Origin of the sequence: Streptomyces sp. NPDC006235, assembly GCF_040613735.1 — a bacterium.
Classification (GTDB): Bacteria; Actinomycetota; Actinomycetes; order Streptomycetales; family Streptomycetaceae; genus Streptomyces.
The window spans coordinates 131,852-148,063 of sequence record NZ_JBEXSR010000014.1; the positions used below are offsets into that span (position 1 = coordinate 131,852).

At 71.2% G+C, this 16,212-nt stretch carries 16 protein-coding genes; 9 read left to right on the forward strand and 7 right to left on the reverse strand.

Going from position 1 to position 16,212, the window contains the following annotated elements; all coding sequences use genetic code 11:
• The first annotated feature begins 1 nt into the window (after position 1).
• Entirely contained in the window at positions 2–547 is a 546-nt protein-coding gene (locus ABZ192_RS18915) for an arginine repressor (RefSeq protein WP_086561825.1), read from the forward strand.
• 167 nt (positions 548–714) lie between these two features.
• On the opposite strand, the gene ABZ192_RS18920 is transcribed toward ABZ192_RS18915, so the two are convergent.
• The 6 genes from ABZ192_RS18920 to ABZ192_RS18945 form a co-directional block, all read right to left on the reverse strand.
• Positions 715–1,518 carry an FAD:protein FMN transferase gene (locus tag ABZ192_RS18920; RefSeq protein ID WP_356925597.1) on the reverse strand — a complete coding sequence of 268 codons (804 nt, stop codon included), beginning with the start codon at positions 1,516–1,518 and terminating at the stop codon, positions 715–717.
• Positions 1,511–2,599, reverse strand: coding sequence for an FMN-binding protein (locus tag ABZ192_RS18925; protein ID WP_356925598.1), 1,089 nt, complete (start codon positions 2,597–2,599; stop codon positions 1,511–1,513). Before ABZ192_RS18925 ends, ABZ192_RS18920 begins: the two co-directional genes overlap by 8 nt.
• Positions 2,600–2,639: 40 nt before the next feature.
• The gene (locus ABZ192_RS18930) at positions 2,640–4,022 is read right to left on the reverse strand and encodes a ferredoxin reductase family protein (RefSeq protein ID WP_356925599.1); all 1,383 of its coding nucleotides are present in this window, start codon (positions 4,020–4,022) and stop codon (positions 2,640–2,642) included.
• Positions 4,023–4,183: 161 nt separating this feature from the next.
• Entirely contained in the window at positions 4,184–4,888 is a 705-nt protein-coding gene (locus ABZ192_RS18935; protein WP_356925600.1) for a L,D-transpeptidase family protein, read from the reverse strand.
• Between the two features lie 3 nt (positions 4,889–4,891).
• Positions 4,892–5,479 carry a pyridoxamine 5'-phosphate oxidase family protein gene (locus tag ABZ192_RS18940; protein WP_020272320.1) on the reverse strand — a complete coding sequence of 196 codons (588 nt, stop codon included), beginning with the start codon at positions 5,477–5,479 and terminating at the stop codon, positions 4,892–4,894.
• A 117-nt stretch (positions 5,480–5,596) separates the two neighbouring features.
• Positions 5,597–6,493: a hypothetical protein gene (locus ABZ192_RS18945; protein WP_356925601.1), complete on the reverse strand. Its 897-nt coding sequence runs from the start codon at positions 6,491–6,493 to the stop codon at positions 5,597–5,599.
• A 232-nt stretch (positions 6,494–6,725) separates the two neighbouring features.
• On the opposite strand from ABZ192_RS18945, the gene ABZ192_RS18950 reads away from it, so the two are divergent.
• From ABZ192_RS18950 to ABZ192_RS18970, 5 genes are all read left to right on the forward strand, one after another.
• Positions 6,726–7,922, forward strand: a complete 1,197-nt coding sequence (locus tag ABZ192_RS18950; protein ID WP_356925602.1) for an argininosuccinate synthase — start codon at positions 6,726–6,728, stop codon at positions 7,920–7,922.
• Between the two features lie 70 nt (positions 7,923–7,992).
• Positions 7,993–9,426 (forward strand): argininosuccinate lyase, encoded by a 1,434-nt coding sequence (gene argH, locus ABZ192_RS18955; protein WP_356925603.1) that lies wholly within the window; start codon positions 7,993–7,995, stop codon positions 9,424–9,426.
• 177 nt (positions 9,427–9,603) lie between these two features.
• Positions 9,604–10,575 (forward strand): aldo/keto reductase, encoded by a 972-nt coding sequence (locus tag ABZ192_RS18960; RefSeq protein WP_356925604.1) that lies wholly within the window; start codon positions 9,604–9,606, stop codon positions 10,573–10,575.
• An 84-nt stretch (positions 10,576–10,659) separates the two neighbouring features.
• The gene (locus tag ABZ192_RS18965; protein ID WP_356925605.1) at positions 10,660–11,211 is read left to right on the forward strand and encodes a helix-turn-helix domain-containing protein; all 552 of its coding nucleotides are present in this window, start codon (positions 10,660–10,662) and stop codon (positions 11,209–11,211) included.
• The gene (locus tag ABZ192_RS18970) at positions 11,208–12,731 is read left to right on the forward strand and encodes an MFS transporter (protein WP_356925606.1); all 1,524 of its coding nucleotides are present in this window, start codon (positions 11,208–11,210) and stop codon (positions 12,729–12,731) included. Before ABZ192_RS18965 ends, ABZ192_RS18970 begins: the two co-directional genes overlap by 4 nt.
• A 58-nt stretch (positions 12,732–12,789) precedes the next feature.
• Here ABZ192_RS18970 and ABZ192_RS18975 read toward each other — a convergent pair whose 3' ends face one another.
• Positions 12,790–13,464: a lysophospholipid acyltransferase family protein gene (locus ABZ192_RS18975; RefSeq protein ID WP_020269491.1), complete on the reverse strand. Its 675-nt coding sequence runs from the start codon at positions 13,462–13,464 to the stop codon at positions 12,790–12,792.
• 413 nt (positions 13,465–13,877) lie between these two features.
• On the opposite strand from ABZ192_RS18975, the gene ABZ192_RS18980 reads away from it, so the two are divergent.
• The 3 genes from ABZ192_RS18980 (at position 13,878) to ABZ192_RS18990 (ending at position 16,197) form a co-directional block, all read left to right on the forward strand.
• A complete protein-coding gene (locus tag ABZ192_RS18980) occupies positions 13,878–15,059 on the forward strand; it encodes a glycerophosphodiester phosphodiesterase (RefSeq protein WP_356925607.1) in 1,182 nt (393 codons plus the stop codon).
• A gap of 88 nt (positions 15,060–15,147) precedes the next feature.
• Complete coding sequence (locus ABZ192_RS18985; RefSeq protein ID WP_356925608.1) at positions 15,148–15,642, forward strand: sigma-70 family RNA polymerase sigma factor; 495 nt, start codon at positions 15,148–15,150, stop codon at positions 15,640–15,642.
• A gap of 57 nt (positions 15,643–15,699) precedes the next feature.
• Positions 15,700–16,197, forward strand: a complete 498-nt coding sequence (locus ABZ192_RS18990; protein ID WP_356925649.1) for a GNAT family N-acetyltransferase — start codon at positions 15,700–15,702, stop codon at positions 16,195–16,197.
• Positions 16,198–16,212 lie beyond the last annotated feature (15 nt).

Here is a 16,212-nt window from a genome sequence, read left to right on the forward strand (position 1 = left end):
GATGAGCCAGGCGCAGGACCACGAGCAGCCGGGGGCGAACGGGCCCGCCGTGCCGCAGACCCGCACCGCACGTCACCGCCGGATCGTGGACATCCTCAACCGGCAGCCCGTGCGGTCGCAGAGCCAGCTCGCGAAGCTGCTCGCCGACGACGGGCTGAGCGTCACGCAGGCGACGCTCTCCCGGGACCTGGACGAGCTGAACGCGGTGAAGATCCGCAACGCCGACGGCGACCTGATCTACGCGGTGCCGAGCGAGGGCGGTTTCCGCACGCCGCGCGCTCCGCTGGGCGGGTCGGCGAAGGAGGAGCGGATGCGGCGGCTCTCGCAGGAGCTGCTGATCTCCGCGGAGGCTTCGGCGAACCTCGTGGTCCTGCGGACTCCTCCGGGGGCCGCGCAGTTCCTGGCCTCGGCCATTGACCAGGCCGAGCTGCACGACATTCTGGGGACGATCGCCGGTGACGACACGTTGCTGTTGATCAGCCGGAATCCTGACGGGGGGCAGGCGCTGGCCGACCATTTGCTGAGGCTGGCGCAGAACGGGCATTGAGCGCCGTGGGGGTGTCTGCGGGCGGTGTGCGCGGGGTGTGTGTGGCCGTTCGCGCAGTTCCCCGCGCCCCTACATAGCTGCGGGCATTCGTGCCGCTAAGGGCGGCACGGGTGGGCGCAGCGGCACCCCGCAGCGCCGGGCTGCGCAACGCCCCGCCCTCAGCCCGCTCACCCCAGCCGTGCAGCCAACCCCCCGGTACAGCGCACCTCATCGCCCGCCGTAATCAACAGCGCCTCAACCCCCGGCAGCGACTCCAGCCAAGCCAGCCCCTCCCGCGACCCCATCGCGAACGCCGCCGTGGCCCAGCAGTCCGCCCACGTCAGCCGGGGCCCCACCACCGTCACGGCGACCAGGTCGGTCACGGCCGAACGCCCGGTCCGTGGGTCGACGATGTGCGCCCCCCGCTCCGCGGTCCCGGACGTGGCCACGGCCAGTTCATCCACCCCCGCCGCGGAGATCACCGCCGCGAGACCCCCCGGCCGCAGGGGATCCGAGATCCCGACCCGCCACGGCCGCTGCGCCCCCGGCACCCCGAGCAACTGCACATCACCGCCGCCGTTGACGCTCACCCCGCTCACCCCGGGCACCGCCACCAGCCGCCGCGCCGCCCGCTCGACCGCCCAGCCCTTCACGATGCCGGTCGGATCCAGCCGGCCCCCGTACGACGTGCTGAACCAGCCGTCGCTCAGCCGCTCCGCCTCGGCCGCCAGTTCCAGAACCTCCGCGACCTCGGGATCGCACTCCTCGACCGTCAGCCGGCCGCGTTGCAGCCGGGAGATCTGGCTGTCCTCGCGGTAGGTGCTGAACACCTCGTCGACCCGGTGCAGCCCGGCGACGGCCTCGTCCACCGCCGCGCGCACGACGCCGGGTTCCCCGCCGCGGACGTCGAAGGAGAAGACGGTCCCCATCGTCTCCTCCGCATGACGTACCGCGGCGGGAGCCTGTGCGGAGTCGGCCACCGTGTCAGCCACCGGCCTGGTCCAGCGCCGACTGGAGGGACTGCTTGTAGCCCGCGCTGGTGTAGGTGGCTCCGGAGACGGCGTCGATCTGCGCGTTCCCGGCCGCGACGGCCGCCTGGTTGAGGCGGGGGACGGAGGAGGAGGTGATCTGGTCGCTGCGTCCGCCCTTGGGGGCCTGGACGGCTTCGGCCTTGGTGATCTTGCCGCCGGCGACGGTGATCCGGACCTGGACCGGGCCGTACTGCGTCTGCGCCACGCTGCCGGTGAGGGTCTGCGTCTGGGCCTGACCGCCCCCGGAGCCGCCGCCCTGGGAGGAGCCGCCCCCGGAGCCGGCGGCCTGAGAGGAGCCGCCCCCTGCCGGAGCCTTGTCCAGGGCGGACTGGAGGGACTTCTTGTAGCCCGCGCTGGTGTAGGTGGCGCCCGAGACCGCGTCGATCTCCGCGCTCCCCGTCGCGACGGCCGCCTGGTTGAGGCGGGGGACGGAGCTGGCGGTGATCTGGTCGCTGCGTCCGCCCTTGGGGGCCTGGACGGCTTCGGCCTTGGTGATCTTGCCGCCGGCGACGGTGATCCGGACCTGCACCGGGCCGTACTGCGTCTGCGCCACATCACCCGTCAGCCTCTGGGCGCTGCCCGAGCCCTGCGCACCGCCGGCCGAGGCCTTGGCCTTGTCCAGGGCGGACTGGAGGGACTTCTTGTAGCCGGCGCTGGTGTACGTCGCCCCGGACACGGCGTCGATGTCCGCGCTCTGGGCGGCGACCGCAGCCTGGTTGAGACGGGGGACGGAGCTGGCGGTGATCTGGTCGCTGCGGCCACCCTTGGGGGCCTGCACCGCCTCGGCCTGGGTGACCTTGCCGCCGTTCATGGTCAGGCGTACCTGCACCGGGCCGTACTGCGTCTGCACCGCGTCACCGGTGACCGCGCCGTTCACGCCGCCCTGCGGGGCCTGCCCGGCGGCCGCGGGCGGCAGCTGACCGCCCGCGGCCTGGGCGGAGCCCGGGTCGGAGGCCGGCTTCAGTGACAGCAGCAGCACGATCCCGGAGACGGTTGCTGCGCCGGCGAGCACGGCACGCCGGACGGGGTGAGACTTCCTCATCGTTTCTCAAGCTCCTGAAGGGCCGTTGATGTCCCGTCGCTCACATCTCGAACGACTCGTGATGGATACGGCGTGCGGGGACTCCCGCGCCGCGCAGTGCCTCGTACACCGACTGCGCGAAGCCGGGCGGCCCGCACATGAAGACGTCGTGGTCGCCGATGTCCGGGATCTTCCGCTGGAGTGACTCAGCGGAGATGTCGGGGCGTTCCCCGTCGGGGCTGTTGACCGCGTACATCAGCCGTGCCCCGCGTTCGTCGGCGATCTTGGCGAGTTCGCCCCACAGGGCCAGGTCCTGGGTGCTGTTGGCCCGGTAGAGCAGCGTGATGTCCCCGGACGCGCCCGGCAGGGTCTCGAACAGGGCCCGCATCGGGGTGATGCCGACACCGCCCGCGACCAGCAGCACCTTGCCGCGGCTGCGGCGCTGCGCGGTCATCGCGCCGTACGGGCCCTCCGCCCACACCTTGGTGCCGGGCTTGAGCTCGCGCAGCCGGGAGGTGTGGTCGCCGATCGCCTTGACGGTGATCCGCAGCATGTCGGGGCGGGGCGCCGCCGACAGCGAGTACGGGTGCGAACTGAAGCGCATGCCGGGCGCCTTGAACCGCCAGCGGAAGAACTGGCCCGCCTCCGCGCCCATCCGGTGCAGCTTGCGCCCGCCGATCAGCACGGACACGATGCCCGGGGTCTCCTCGATGACCGCCTCGACCCGCATGCGGTGCCGCAGGTTCAGCCGGATCGGAGTGAGGATCCGGAACCAGAGGACGAGCGCCGTCACCGCGCCGTACAGCCCGTACCAGAAGGTCTTCGCGGCGGGCTCGACGGCGAACTCGTTGCCGGTCGTGATCTGGTGCCAGAACGTCAGGTACACGGCCGCGTAGGTGAGCAGGTGCACGTGGTACCAGGTGTCGTACCCGATCAGACGGCGGACACCGCCGATCGAGAGGATCCCGATGACGAACAGTAGACCCGTGCCGATGGCGGCCTTGCCCATGTCCGGCAGCTGGTTGACGGAGTCGATCGTCTGCTGGACGACGTCGCCGAGCCCCTTGCCGGCCTGGAGGGCGTAGCCCCACATGGTGAGGAAGACGTGTGCGAGGACCAAGCAGAGCGTGTACCGGCCGGTCATCGCGTGCCAGCGGGCGACCCGGTCGGTGCCCACCCGCCGCTCCAGCGCGGGCACCCGTGCCATCTGGAGCACCACCAGCGCCATGAGGTAGCCGGCGAGCAGGCCGGTGATCCGGCCCGCGGCCAGGATCTTGGCCGAGGTGTCCGCGAGCGACGCCGTGTTGTCCCACCACAGCCACAGCACGGCCGCCGCACCCGCCCACAGGGCGATCAGCAGCGGTACGGCCGGGGAGCGGCGCGGGCGGATGCGGCGCATCGTCTGGCGGCGGGCGGCACGGCCGCCTGCGAGCGTGGTGGTCACGGTTCCTCCGTGGGGACTTGACCCTTGGCCCACAGATACGTGCCGGGACACGGGAGTGTTCAGCCGTGCCCCGAGTCGTGTGCATAGGGGAGTGACCGGCGGTAACCCGAACCGGTTCCCGGGCGGCCTCACGCGCCAAGGGCCTGTCTGACATACAGGCCCTAGTAGCGGGTGACGGCGGTGGTCCCGCTCGCCGTCCCGACGGCGATGTGCGGGCGCTGCGCCGGGTCGGCCCAGCGCAGGATCGTCCGCATGGCGCGCTTCGGCACGGACACGCAACCGGCCGTCGCTCCGCGCCCGTTGACATGGAGGAAGATGCCCGCGCCGCGTCCCCGCACGGGACGCCCGTAGTTGAAGCCGATGACGAGCGCGTGCGCGTACCGCTCCCCGTAGGTGATCAGATGCTCGGACTCGGAGGCCCGGCAGTCGGCCGCGCGGGGCTCGGTCCAGCGGTTGTAGGAGCGGGAGTCGTTGTCCTGGCACCACCAGGAGTCCCGGTGCACCCGGCGGTAGGTGTACGCCGTCCCGCGCGGCGCCGCCTCGATGCCGAAGGCGTACGGCAGGCCGTACAGCCCCGTGGGTGTCGTGTTCGTGCCCTGTGTGCGGGAGGCGCCCTCCACCAGCCCGTTCGCTCCGAAGCGCGCGGGCGCCGAACCCGCCCGCACCCACCGCCCGCCCTCGCGGTCCCACCAGGTGACCGTGCCCGTCGTCGAGGCCGTCCGCGGGGCCACCGCGGTGATCAGCTGGGTGCCGCCGCCCGTGTCGGCCATCCGGGCCGGCAGCGGGGGCGGGGGAGCGGGCGGCCCGGCGCCGAGCGCGACGAGACAGGAGACGGCGAGGGCGAGGGCGACGGCACCGGGGCGCATGCCTCAGACGGTAGAGGGCGGCAGCGGCAACGGCAGCCCGGGCAGTCCGTCCAGGCTGGTCGCGATGTGCTCCTTCTTGGTGAAGTAGGCGCTGAGCGAGGCGTCGTCCTCACGGGCGAAACGCTTGCCGTGCAGGTCGCGCTCAGCCTCGTACGCCATGAAGGGCACGGCGTAGCCGCAGGTGTCGCGGACGAGTTCGGCCGTGACGACGATGATCGCGCGCAGGCCGTGCTGGGCCGGGTCGATGTCCGGGAAGTGGCCGAGCAGCTCCCCGAAACGGGGATCGTCCCGGAAGACCGGCTCCCCGCGGCCGTGCACCCGGACGATGTTCGGCGGGCCCTGGAAGGCGCACCACATCAGGGTGATCCGCCCGTTCTCCCGCAGATGGGCGATGGTCTCGGCGTTGGAGCCGGCGAAGTCGAGGTAGGCGACGGTGTGGTCGTCGAGCACCACGAAGGAGCCCTTGAGGCCCTTGGGGGAGAGATTGACCGTGCCGTCGGCGGACAGGGGAGCGGTGGCGGTGAAGAAGACCGGCTGCGCCTCGATGAACGAGCGGAGCCGGCCTTCTATGCGCTCATGAGTTTTTCCCATGCCGCCGATTATGGCGCAGGTCTTTCGACTGCCTAAAAAATGGCGTGCCCAAGGAATTGCGGGCCCCGTGGCCGCCCCGGCCGGCGCTCACGCGGGGCGGCCACAGCGCCTGTCACCTCACTTGGTGAGCGTGCAGGCGGCCAGGGAGTCCAGACCGGCCGGCTTCTCGGCCGTGCGGCCGATGGCCGTGGCGATGCGGTTGACGGTGGAGATCCGCTTGTCCTCAAGCGGGCCGAGGATGGCGTTCTGGACGAAGTTCGGTCCGCCCTGGCCGACGGTGTCGACGAGGCGCTTGTTGGCCTCCGCGACCTGCGTGTCCAGCAGCGCCAGGTTGCGGTCGACCTCGGCCTTGGCGGAGGCCGGGACCGCCGGCAGCTGGGAGGCGACGTCCGGGCAGCTGATCGTGCCGGCACCGGCGTTGCCCGCCTCGCCGGCACCCGCGTCATCGCCGGCGCCCGCACCGGCCTCAGCGCCCGACTCGGCACCGGCTCCTGCCTCGGCGCCCGCACCGGCCTCAGCACCGGCGCCCGCCTCGCCACCCGCCGCCTCGCCCGCTCCGGCGCCGCCGTCGGCGTTGAGCTGGCAGGCGGCGAAGGCCTCCAGCCCCTCCGGCTTCTCGGCGGCACGCCCGATGGCGGTCTCGATGCGGTTCAGGGCGGCGACGCGCTTGTCCTCCAGCGGGCCGAGGATGGCGTTCTGGACGAAGTTGGGCCCGCCCTGGCCGACGGTGTCGACGAGGCGCTTGTTGGCCTCCTCGATCTGAGTGGCCAGATCGCCGAGATTGCGGTCGACCTCCGCCTGCGCGGAGGCGGGGATGTCCGGCAGCTGGCCGGTGACGTCCGGGCACGTGATGGTGCCGGGACCCGCCAGCGTCCGGGCGTTCGTCGCGCCGCTGTCCGGCGTCTCCCCGGCGAGGGCGAAGCCGGCGATCACCGTGCCGGACAGTGCCACCGCGGCGGCGCCGCCGATGAAGCCGACGCGACGCTTGTTGTACTTCGGAAGAGCCCTGGACATGCGGATGCCTCACTAGGGGTCGGGGGTGTCGTCGGTGTCAAACGCGGCGCCTGCGTTCGGCGAGAGGTACGAGTAAGCGGTTTCGCGCGTTCAAAGGATCTTCAAAGTCATCTCGGCATGGCCGGAAACAGGCCCTGGAGCCCAGATGCATTGACGAATCATGCGAAGGTCTGCATAATCATGCAGGTCAGTGATCGCAGCATGAGTGATCGCAGGATGAGGGGAAGAACCCGTGACCGAGCGCGTCGTACTCGCCTACTCCGGCGGTCTTGACACCTCCGTCGCCATCGGCTGGATCGCAGAGGAGACGGGCGCCGAGGTCATCGCGGTCGCGGTGGACGTAGGCCAGGGCGGCGAGGACCTGGACGTCATCCGCAAACGCGCCCTCGCGTGCGGCGCGGTGGAGGCCGAAGTGGCCGACGCCCGGGACGAGTTCGCCGAGGAGTACTGCCTCCCCGCGATCAAGGCCAACGCCCTCTACATGGACCGCTACCCGCTGGTCTCCGCCCTGTCCCGGCCGGTGATCGTCCAGCACCTCGTCGCCGCCGCCCGCAAGCACGGCGCCACGACCGTCGCCCACGGCTGCACGGGCAAGGGCAACGACCAGGTCCGCTTCGAGGCGGGCATCGCCGCCCTCGCCCCCGACCTGACGTGCATCGCCCCGGTCCGCGACTACGCCATGACCCGCGACAAGGCCATCGCCTTCTGCGAGGACAAGGGCCTGCCGATCGCGACCTCCAAGAAGTCGCCGTACTCCATCGACCAGAACGTTTTCGGCCGCGCCATCGAGACCGGCTTCCTCGAGGACATCTGGAACGCGCCGATCGAGGACATCTACGCGTACACGCAGAACCCGGCCGTCGCCCGTGAGCCCGACGAGGTGGTCATCTCCTTCAAGGAGGGCGCCCCCGTCGCCGTCGACGGCAGGCCCGTCACCGTGCTCCAGGCCGTCCAGCAGCTCAACGAGCGCGCCGGTGCCCAGGGCATCGGCCGGATCGACATGGTCGAGGACCGCCTCGTCGGCATCAAGTCGCGTGAGGTGTACGAGGCTCCGGGCGCGATCGCCCTGATCACCGCCCACCAGGAGCTGGAGAACGTCACCGTCGAGCGTGAACTCGCCCGCTACAAGCGGGGCGTCGAGCAGCGCTGGAGCGAGCTGGTCTACGACGGCCTGTGGTTCTCCCCGCTCAAGCGCGCCCTCGACGGCTTCGTCAACGAGGCGAACCAGTACGTCACCGGCGACATCCGGATGACCCTCCACGGCGGCCGCGCGGTCGTCACCGGCCGGCGCTCCGAGCAGTCGCTGTACGACTTCGACCTCGCCACCTACGACACGGGCGACACCTTCGACCAGTCCGCCGCCAAGGGCTTCATCGACATCTACAGCTTGTCGTCGAAGATCGCGGCACAGCGTCAGCAGCGGGCGTAGCAGGACGGGAACCCGGCGTGGGCATATAAAGGTCCGCGTCACATCCAAAACCTCTCTAGGAGCAACGCAAGTGAGCAGCAACAGCGGTGACGTACGGCTCTGGGGCGGCCGTTTCGCCGACGGTCCCGCCGAGGCCCTGGCCAAGCTGTCCGCGTCCGTCCACTTCGACTGGCGGCTCGCGCCGTACGACATCGCCGGTTCGCGTGCGCACGCGCGCGTGCTCCACAAGGCGGGCCTGCTCACCGAGGACGAGCTGACCCGGATGATCGCCGGGCTCGACCGGCTGGAGGCGGACGTCGCCGACGGCTCCTTCGTGGGCACCATCGCCGACGAGGACGTGCACACCGCCCTGGAGCGCGGCCTGCTGGAGCGGCTCGGCCCCGACCTCGGTGGCAAGCTGCGCGCGGGCCGCTCCCGCAACGACCAGGTCGCCACCCTGTTCCGCATGTACCTGCGCGACCACGCCCGCGTCATCGGCGGCCTGATCGCCGAGCTCCAGGACGCGCTGATCGGGCTCGCCGAGGCCCACCCGGACGTGGCGATGCCCGGCCGCACCCACCTCCAGCACGCCCAGCCGGTGCTCTTCGCGCACCACGTCCTCGCCCACGTCCAGTCGCTGTCCCGGGACGCGGAGCGGCTGCGCCAGTGGGACGCGCGCACGGCGGTGTCGCCCTACGGCTCGGGCGCGCTGGCGGGCTCCTCCCTGGGCCTGGACCCGGAGGCGGTGGCGAAGGACCTCGGCTTTGAGCACGGCAGCTCGGGCAACTCCATCGACGGCACGGCGTCGCGGGACTTCGTCGCCGAGTTCGCGTTCATCACGGCGATGATCGGCGTCAACCTCTCCCGGATCGCCGAGGAGGTCATCCTCTGGAACACGAAGGAGTTCTCCTTCGTGACCCTGCACGACGCGTTCTCGACGGGTTCGTCGATCATGCCGCAGAAGAAGAACCCGGACATCGCGGAGCTGGCCCGCGGCAAGTCCGGCCGCCTGATCGGCAACCTGACGGGCCTGCTGGCCACGCTCAAGGCCCTCCCGCTCGCGTACAACCGCGACCTCCAGGAGGACAAGGAGCCCGTATTTGACTCCATCGACCAGCTGGAGATCCTGCTCCCGGCCTTCACCGGCATGATGGCCACGCTCACGGTCCACCGCGAGCGCATGGAGGAACTGGCCCCGGCCGGCTTCTCCCTCGCCACGGACATCGCCGAGTGGCTGGTCAAGCAGGGCGTCCCGTTCCGAGTCGCCCACGAGGTGGCGGGCGAGTGCGTGAAGGTCGCCGAGGCGGAGGGCAAGGAACTGAACGACCTCACGGACGAGCAGTTCGCCAAGATCTCCTCCCACCTCACCCCCGAGGTCCGCTCGGTCCTCAACGTCCCGGGCGCCCTGGCCTCCCGCAACGGCCGGGGCGGCACGGCCCCGAGCGCGGTCGCGATCCAGCTGGCAGAGGTCAAGGCGGACGTGGCGGCCCAGCACGAGTGGGCCCTGGCCAAGAAGAAGGGCTGAGGGGAACGTACCCAAGGGGCGCGGGGCTGTATCGATGTGCGGCTCCGCCGCGTGGGCGCGAGCAACCACGCACGACCCGCACCCGCAAAGCACACAGCAAGCCCCGAGCTCTGAGGCGAAGGTCATCCCGAGGGTTACGTTGGTCGAAAGCCACAGCCGACCGAACGGAGCCCCCGGATGCCCTTCGCCCGCCTGGCCCATGCGACAACCCCCACCTGCCACATCGGCCTCGGCCTCGCCGCCGTCGGACGCCCCGGCTACATCAACCTCGGCCGGGACGAAGACCTCGGTGACGACCGCAGCGTCGAGACGCTGCGCACCCGCACACACGAACTCCTCGACGCCGCCTACGCACAGGGCGTCCGCTACTTCGACGCCGCCCGCTCCTACGGCCGCTCGGAAGAGTTCCTCGCCGACTGGCTGAACACAAGGCCCGGCCTCGACGACATCGTCGTCGGCAGCAAGTGGGGCTACACCTACACCGCCGACTGGTCCACCGACGCCGAGACGCACGAGGTCAAGGACCACACCCTCGCCGCCTACGAACGGCAGCGCGCCGAGACCGACGCGCTGCTCGGCGACCGGCTCGACCTCTACCAGATCCACTCGGTGACGCCGGAGAGCCCGGCCCTCACCGACAAGGAACTGCACGCGAAGCTCGCGGAAGCCGCCGCCCGGGGACTCACCATCGGCTTCTCCACCAGCGGCCCCGCCCAGGCGGAGGCCATCCGTGCCGCCCTCGCCGTGACGGTCGACGGCGAACCCCTCTTCCGTACCGTCCAGTCGACGTACAACGCGCTGGAGACCTCCGCCGCGCCCGCCCTCGCCGAGGCCCACGACGCCGGGCTCACCGTGATCGTCAAGGAGGGCATGGCCAACGGCCGGCTCGCCGGGCCGCACGCGCCGGACGTCCTCAAGCAGATCGCCGAGGAGACCGGGCTGGGCTGCGACGCCGTCGCCCTGGCGGTGGTCCTGCGGCAGCCCTGGGCCGGAGTCGTCCTCTCCGGGGCGGCCACCACCAACCAGCTCGCCTCCAACCTGCACGCGGCGGTCGTCGACCTCGACGACGACCAGCTGACCCGCCTGGCCACGCTGGCCGAGGCGCCGCAGGCGTACTGGGAGCGGCGCGGGCAGCTGCCCTGGCACTGATACCCCGCACTGCCGACCCGACAGCCATGAGTCACGCATGCCCAACATGAGACATTGATGTCTCATATGGGGTACGGTTGTCTCATGGCTGTCGATCCTGACCACGTGCTGCGCACCGCCGCGGCCCTGCTGACCCACAAAGCCACCGCGACCATGGACGAGGTCGCCAAGGCCGCCGGGATCAGCCGCGCCACGCTGCACCGCCACTTCGCCGGGCGGGACGCCCTGGTCCGCGCGCTGGAGTCGCTGGGCATCGCCGAATGCGAGGCCGCGCTGGACGCCGCCCGCCTCGACGAGGGCACGGCGAGCGAGGCCGTGCGCCGGCTGGTCGGGGCCATCGAGCCCGCCGCCGGACTGCTCGGGTTCCTCTACACCGAGAACCAGCTCTTCGAGGGCGAGGAGCAGAACCCCGGCTGGACCCTGATCGACGACCGGATCTCCGCCCTGTTCCGGCGCGGCCAGCTCAGCGGCGAGTTCCGCATCGACCTCACGCCGGCCTGGCTCACCGAGGCGCTCTACGGCCTGCTGGCCTCCGGCGCCTGGATGGTGCAGAGCGGCAAGGGCGCCCCCAAGGACTTCCAGCACATGATCGTCGAGTTGCTGCTCGGCGGCGCACTCCGGAGAGAGGAATCATGACCAGCACCCTGCAGCCGGCCGAGTCCGCCGAGGCGGTGAAGCGCCCGGGCCGCTGGCTCGCGCTCGGCGTACTCGTCCTCGCCGTGCTGCTGGTGGCCGTCGACGCGACCGTCCTCGGTCTCGCGACCCCCTACATCAGCGAGGACCTGGAGCCCTCCGGCACGCAGCTGCTGTGGATCGGCGACGTGTACTCGTTCGTCATCGCCGGTCTGCTCGTCTCCATGGGCAGCCTCGGCGACCGTATCGGCCGCAAGCGGATCCTGCTGGTCGGGGCCACGGCGTTCGGCGCGATATCCGTGCTCAACGCCTACGCCACGACACCCGAGATGATGATCGTGGCGCGGGCGCTGCTCGGCGTCGCCGGCGCGACCCTGATGCCGGCCACGCTCGCCCTGATCCGCAACCTCTTCCACGACCCGCGCGAACGCAGTCTCGCCGTCGGCATCTGGGGCGCCACCGCCTCCGCCGGTACGGCCGTCGGGCCGATCGTCGGCGGGTTCCTGCTGGAGCACTTCTGGTGGGGCTCGGTCTTCCTGATCAACCTGCCCGTGATGGTCGTCCTGGTCCTCGTCGGCATCAAGCTGCTGCCCGAGTCGCGCACGGCGAACCCCGGCCCCTGGGACCTGGTCAGTGTCGTGCTGTCGCTGGTCGGCATGGTCGGTGTGGTGTACGCGGTCAAGGAGGCCGCCGCACACGGCTTCGCGTGGGGCACCCTGGCCGCGGGTCTGCTGGGCGCGGCCGCCCTCTACGGCTTCGTACGCCGCCAGCTCACGCTTCCGGCCCCGCTGCTGGACATGCGGCTGTTCCGCAACCGCGGCTTCAGCGGTGCGGTGCTGGCCGACCTGCTGACCATCCTGGGCCTGTCCGGGCTGGTGTTCTTCCTCTCCCAGTACCTGCAACTCGTCCAGGGCAGGCGCCCGTTCGAGGCGGGCCTGGCAGAGCTGCCCGCCGCGATCGGCGCCGTGGTGGCCGGTCTGCTCGCGGGGCGTGCGGCCCGGCGCTTCTCGGTGCGGGCCGTCGTCTCCGGGGGGCTCGCGGCCATCGGTCTGGCCCTGGCCGCGCTCACGGTGATCGACCAGTCCACCGGCTACCCGCTGCTCGGGGTCGCGCTGCTGGTGGTCGGTGTCGGAGCCGGTTTCTCGTTCACCGTGACCGCCGACGTGATCCTCTCCAGCGTGCCCAAGGAGCAGGCGGGTTCGGCGTCCGCCGTGTCCGAGACGGCGTACGAACTCGGCGCGGCCCTCGGCATCGCCGTGCTCGGCTCGATCGTGACCGGCGTCTACAGCGACTTCACCGGCCCGGCGGGCACCCCGGCCGCGGCCCACGAGTCACTGGGGGGCGCCGTCGAGGCGGCCGGGAGCATGCCCGCCCACACCTCCGCCGTGATGCTGGACGCGGCCCGCACATCCTTCGTGGACGGCCTGGCGCTGGCGGCGGGGGCAGGCGCGGCGGTGCTGCTCGCCGCGGCCGTGGCGGCATGGTTCATGCTGCGCGGCCAACGGCTCGACAGCCGGCCTTGAGGGGCGCGGGGCTGTACCTGTGAGGCCTGCGGGGCCGTACCTGAGAAGCCGAACGGCGCTACGCGGCCTCTTTGGCCTTGCTCGCGTACATGTCCACGTACTCCTGCCCGGACAACCGCATGACCTCGCTCATCACCGAGTCGGTCACAGCACGGAGCACGTACCGGTCACGATCCATCCCCTCGTAGCGGGAGAACTCCATCGCCTCACCGAACCGGACCGTGACCTTCCCCGGCCGCGGCAGCCCTGCCCCGCCCGGCTGAAGCCTGTCCGTACCGATCATCGCGAAGGGCACCACCGGCGCCCCGGTCATCAGCGTGAGCCGGGCGATCCCGGTACGCCCCCGGTACAGCCGGCCGTCGGGCGAGCGCGTGCCCTCCGGGTAGATGCCGAAGACCTTGCCCTCCTCCAGCACCCGGCGCCCGGTCATCAGCGCGGCGACCCCGCCCCGGCCGCCGTCGCGGTCCACGGGGATCATGCCGACGCCGGTGAAGAACCAGGCCATCAGCCGGCCCTTGAAGCCCTTCCCGGTCACGTACTCGTCCTTGCCGATGAAGAAGACCTGACGGTCGCAGACCAGCGGCAGGATCATCGAGTCGATGAACGTCAGGTGGTTGCCGGCCAGGATGACCGGACCGTCGCCGGGAATGTGCTCCGCACCTTCCACCTGAGGGCGGAACATCAGGCGCATGATCGGGCCGAGCACTGCCTTGATGAGCGCGAAGCGGGACAACGGACCCTCCGGTGTCAAGGATTCTGTATGAGTCTGTGCAGGTGAGGACGATACTCGCGGCGCGGGGCAGCGCGCACATCGGGCACGGCGACTTAACCGAGGCCTTACGTCCTGTTGACGCGTGTTTACCTGCGGTGACGCGCCGTGGACCGTGCGTGACCCGGCCGTCCCGTGTGACGGACGTCGCTCCGCGGGCGTATCGGACGCGTTCCCAGAACCGCCGTACCGAATCGCCGGGACGCGCCGAACCCGACGTGCCGCCCGCGTGCGGCCGACGAGCCGTCAGTTCGCGCCCCCACCAGCCACTACGACATCCTTCGTCACCCGCGTGTTCCGCCCGGCGTCTCCCACTCGTCATGTACGCGCCCGTACGATCGGCCGGCACGGACGAGTTCACGGCAGGGAGGGCGCTCATGGGAACGCAGAGGCCGAACGAGGAAGCGAGCGGGACCGGACGGCGGGCCCTGCTCGGCGCGGCGGTCCTCGGCGCCGGGGGAGCGATCCTCGGCGTGACCGGCACGGCGAGAGCCGACGGCGCTCGGACCGGCGGCGGACAGGGCGGGAACGGCGGGCTGAAGAGCCTGCCCAAGCCGACGATCGTCGGCCACCGAGGGGCCAGTGGCTACCGCCCGGAGCACACCTTCGGCTCGTACCAGCTGGCCCTCGACCTGGGCGCCGACATCGTCGAGGCGGGCGACCTGGTGCCGACCAAGGACGGTCACCTCGTCTGCCGTCACGAGCCGGAGATCGGCGGCACCACGGACGTCGCCGACCACCCGGAGTTCGCCGACCGCAAGAAGACCAAGCTCCTCGACGGCGTGTCCACCACCGGCTGGTTCACCGAGGACTTCACGCTCGCCGAGCTGAAGACCCTGCGGGCGATCGAGCGCATCCCGGCCAACCGCCCGCACAACACCCTCTACAACGGCCGCTGGGAGATCCCCACCTTCGAAGAGGTCCTGAAGTGGCAGGACGAGCAGACCCGCGCACGCGGCAAGCAGGTGTGGATCTACCCCGAGCTCAAGCACCCCACCTACTTCCGCAAGCAGGGCCTGCCCCTGGAGGAGCGGGTCGCCAAGCTGCTGCGCAAGCACCGCAAGGACCGGCGCACCTCCCCGGTCATCGTCCAGTCCTTCGAGCCGACCAGCATCGAGCGCCTCAACAAGCTCGTCGACAACCCCCTGGTCGTCCTGCTGTCCTCGGCGGACAGCCGTCCCTGGGACTTCGTCGAGACGGGTGACCCGCGCACCGTCGCCGACCTGGTCAAGCCGGCCGGCCTGCGGGAGATCGCCTCCTACGCGCAGGGCATCGGCCCGACCCTGGACCTGGTCATCCCGCGCGACGCCAAGGGCAACCTCGCCCAGCCCACAGCACTCGTCCGGGACGCCCACAAGGTGGGTCTGATCCTGCACCCCTGGACGCTGCGCAACGAGAACCCCTTCCTGCCCGCGAACTTCCGCAAGGGCACGGACGCGGACGCCTACGGTGACGTCTTCGGCGCGTACAAGGCGTACTTCGCGACCGGCATCGACGGCGTCTTCACCGACCAGCCCGACACGGGCGTACTGGCCCGCGAGGACTTCGTCGGCGACTGAGCGTCAACCTCTGAGTTCTCCCCCCTCGGTCGGGTGAGCTTCGGCCGCCTGGGCAACCCATGGCCCGGGCGGTCGCGTCGCTCCGCATATGACGCCCGACCTGGTCTCCGCCCTGCGCCCGCTGCTCACCGCCGAGGCCTCCGCGGAGGCATATGCCGCCGGAGTCGACGCGGGCGATCTGGAGCAGGCGGTCTGGCTCCGTCTGCTGGAGCGCCTCGACGCCGAGGGCCCGCCGCGCGACCCGCAGGAGTGGCTCCGCCGAGCCGTCCGCTCCGAAGCGCGCCGCACCCGCCGTACCAGCCGCCTCGAACGGCCGTACGCCATCGAACCGGTCGACGACGGCGACGGCGGACCCGAACAGCTCGCCCTCGCCGCGGCCCGCGGCCGTGCCCTGCGCGCGGCCGTGCGCCGTCTCCCGGGCCGCTGCCCCCGCCTGATGGAGGCCCTGCTCTCTCCCGAAGACCTGACATACCGGGAAATCGCAGGGGAGTTGGGTATCTCACAGGGGAGTCTTGGCCCGGAACGTTCCAGATGCCTGGGATGTCTGCGGAGATTACTCACGCCGGAGGTTGCGGCCCGCTGAGGACGGGGATAGGAGTGAGGAACGACAGGTGATCAGATGAGCGGGAGGCGTGCGCACATGGGCATGAGCGTGACCATCTCTGCGGCGGCCGAGCAGGACGCGGAGCAGATCTTCAGGCTGCAGTACCTGTGTTTCCAGTCGGAGGCGGCGCTGTACGGCAACTACCGCATCGACCCGCTCGTCCAAACCCTCGACTCGGTCCGCGAGGAGGTCACCCGCGACTGCGTCTTCGTGGCCCGGCTCGGCGACGAGGTCGTCGGCTCGGTGCGCGGCTCGGTCACCGAGGACGGCGCCGCCGCGATCGGTAAGCTCTGCGTCCACCCCCGCCTCCAGGGGCACGGCATCGGCGCCCGCCTGCTCCGAGCGGCCGAGGCGGCCCTCGCCGACCAGCACGGCGCCACCCGCTTCCGCCTCCACACCGGCCACCGCAGCGAGGGCAACCTCCGCCTCTACCGCAAGGTGGGCTACGAAACGGTGGGCACGTCCCAGGGCGCTGACGGCGTACCCATGATCGTCCTGGAGAAGCCGGCCAGCACTTACGCGGCGACGGCTTGATGGCTTGCTTTTAGG

What these genes read in the sequence shown, in the direction of transcription:
- ABZ192_RS18915 (WP_086561825.1), top strand. Translation starts at nt 2, where the DNA reads ATGAGCCAGGCGCAGGACCACGAGCAGCCGGGGGCGAACGGGCCCGCC.
- ABZ192_RS18925 (WP_356925598.1), bottom strand. Translation starts at nt 2,599, where the DNA reads ATGAGGAAGTCTCACCCCGTCCGGCGTGCCGTGCTCGCCGGCGCAGCA.
- ABZ192_RS18935 (WP_356925600.1), bottom strand. Translation starts at nt 4,888, where the DNA reads ATGCGCCCCGGTGCCGTCGCCCTCGCCCTCGCCGTCTCCTGTCTCGTC.
- ABZ192_RS18940 (WP_020272320.1), bottom strand. Translation starts at nt 5,479, where the DNA reads ATGGGAAAAACTCATGAGCGCATAGAAGGCCGGCTCCGCTCGTTCATC.
- ABZ192_RS18945 (WP_356925601.1), bottom strand. Translation starts at nt 6,493, where the DNA reads ATGTCCAGGGCTCTTCCGAAGTACAACAAGCGTCGCGTCGGCTTCATC.
- ABZ192_RS18960 (WP_356925604.1), top strand. Translation starts at nt 9,604, where the DNA reads ATGCCCTTCGCCCGCCTGGCCCATGCGACAACCCCCACCTGCCACATC.
- ABZ192_RS18965 (WP_356925605.1), top strand. Translation starts at nt 10,660, where the DNA reads ATGGCTGTCGATCCTGACCACGTGCTGCGCACCGCCGCGGCCCTGCTG.
- ABZ192_RS18970 (WP_356925606.1), top strand. Translation starts at nt 11,208, where the DNA reads ATGACCAGCACCCTGCAGCCGGCCGAGTCCGCCGAGGCGGTGAAGCGC.
- ABZ192_RS18980 (WP_356925607.1), top strand. Translation starts at nt 13,878, where the DNA reads ATGGGAACGCAGAGGCCGAACGAGGAAGCGAGCGGGACCGGACGGCGG.
- ABZ192_RS18985 (WP_356925608.1), top strand. Translation starts at nt 15,148, where the DNA reads ATGACGCCCGACCTGGTCTCCGCCCTGCGCCCGCTGCTCACCGCCGAG.
- ABZ192_RS18990 (WP_356925649.1), top strand. Translation starts at nt 15,700, where the DNA reads ATGGGCATGAGCGTGACCATCTCTGCGGCGGCCGAGCAGGACGCGGAG.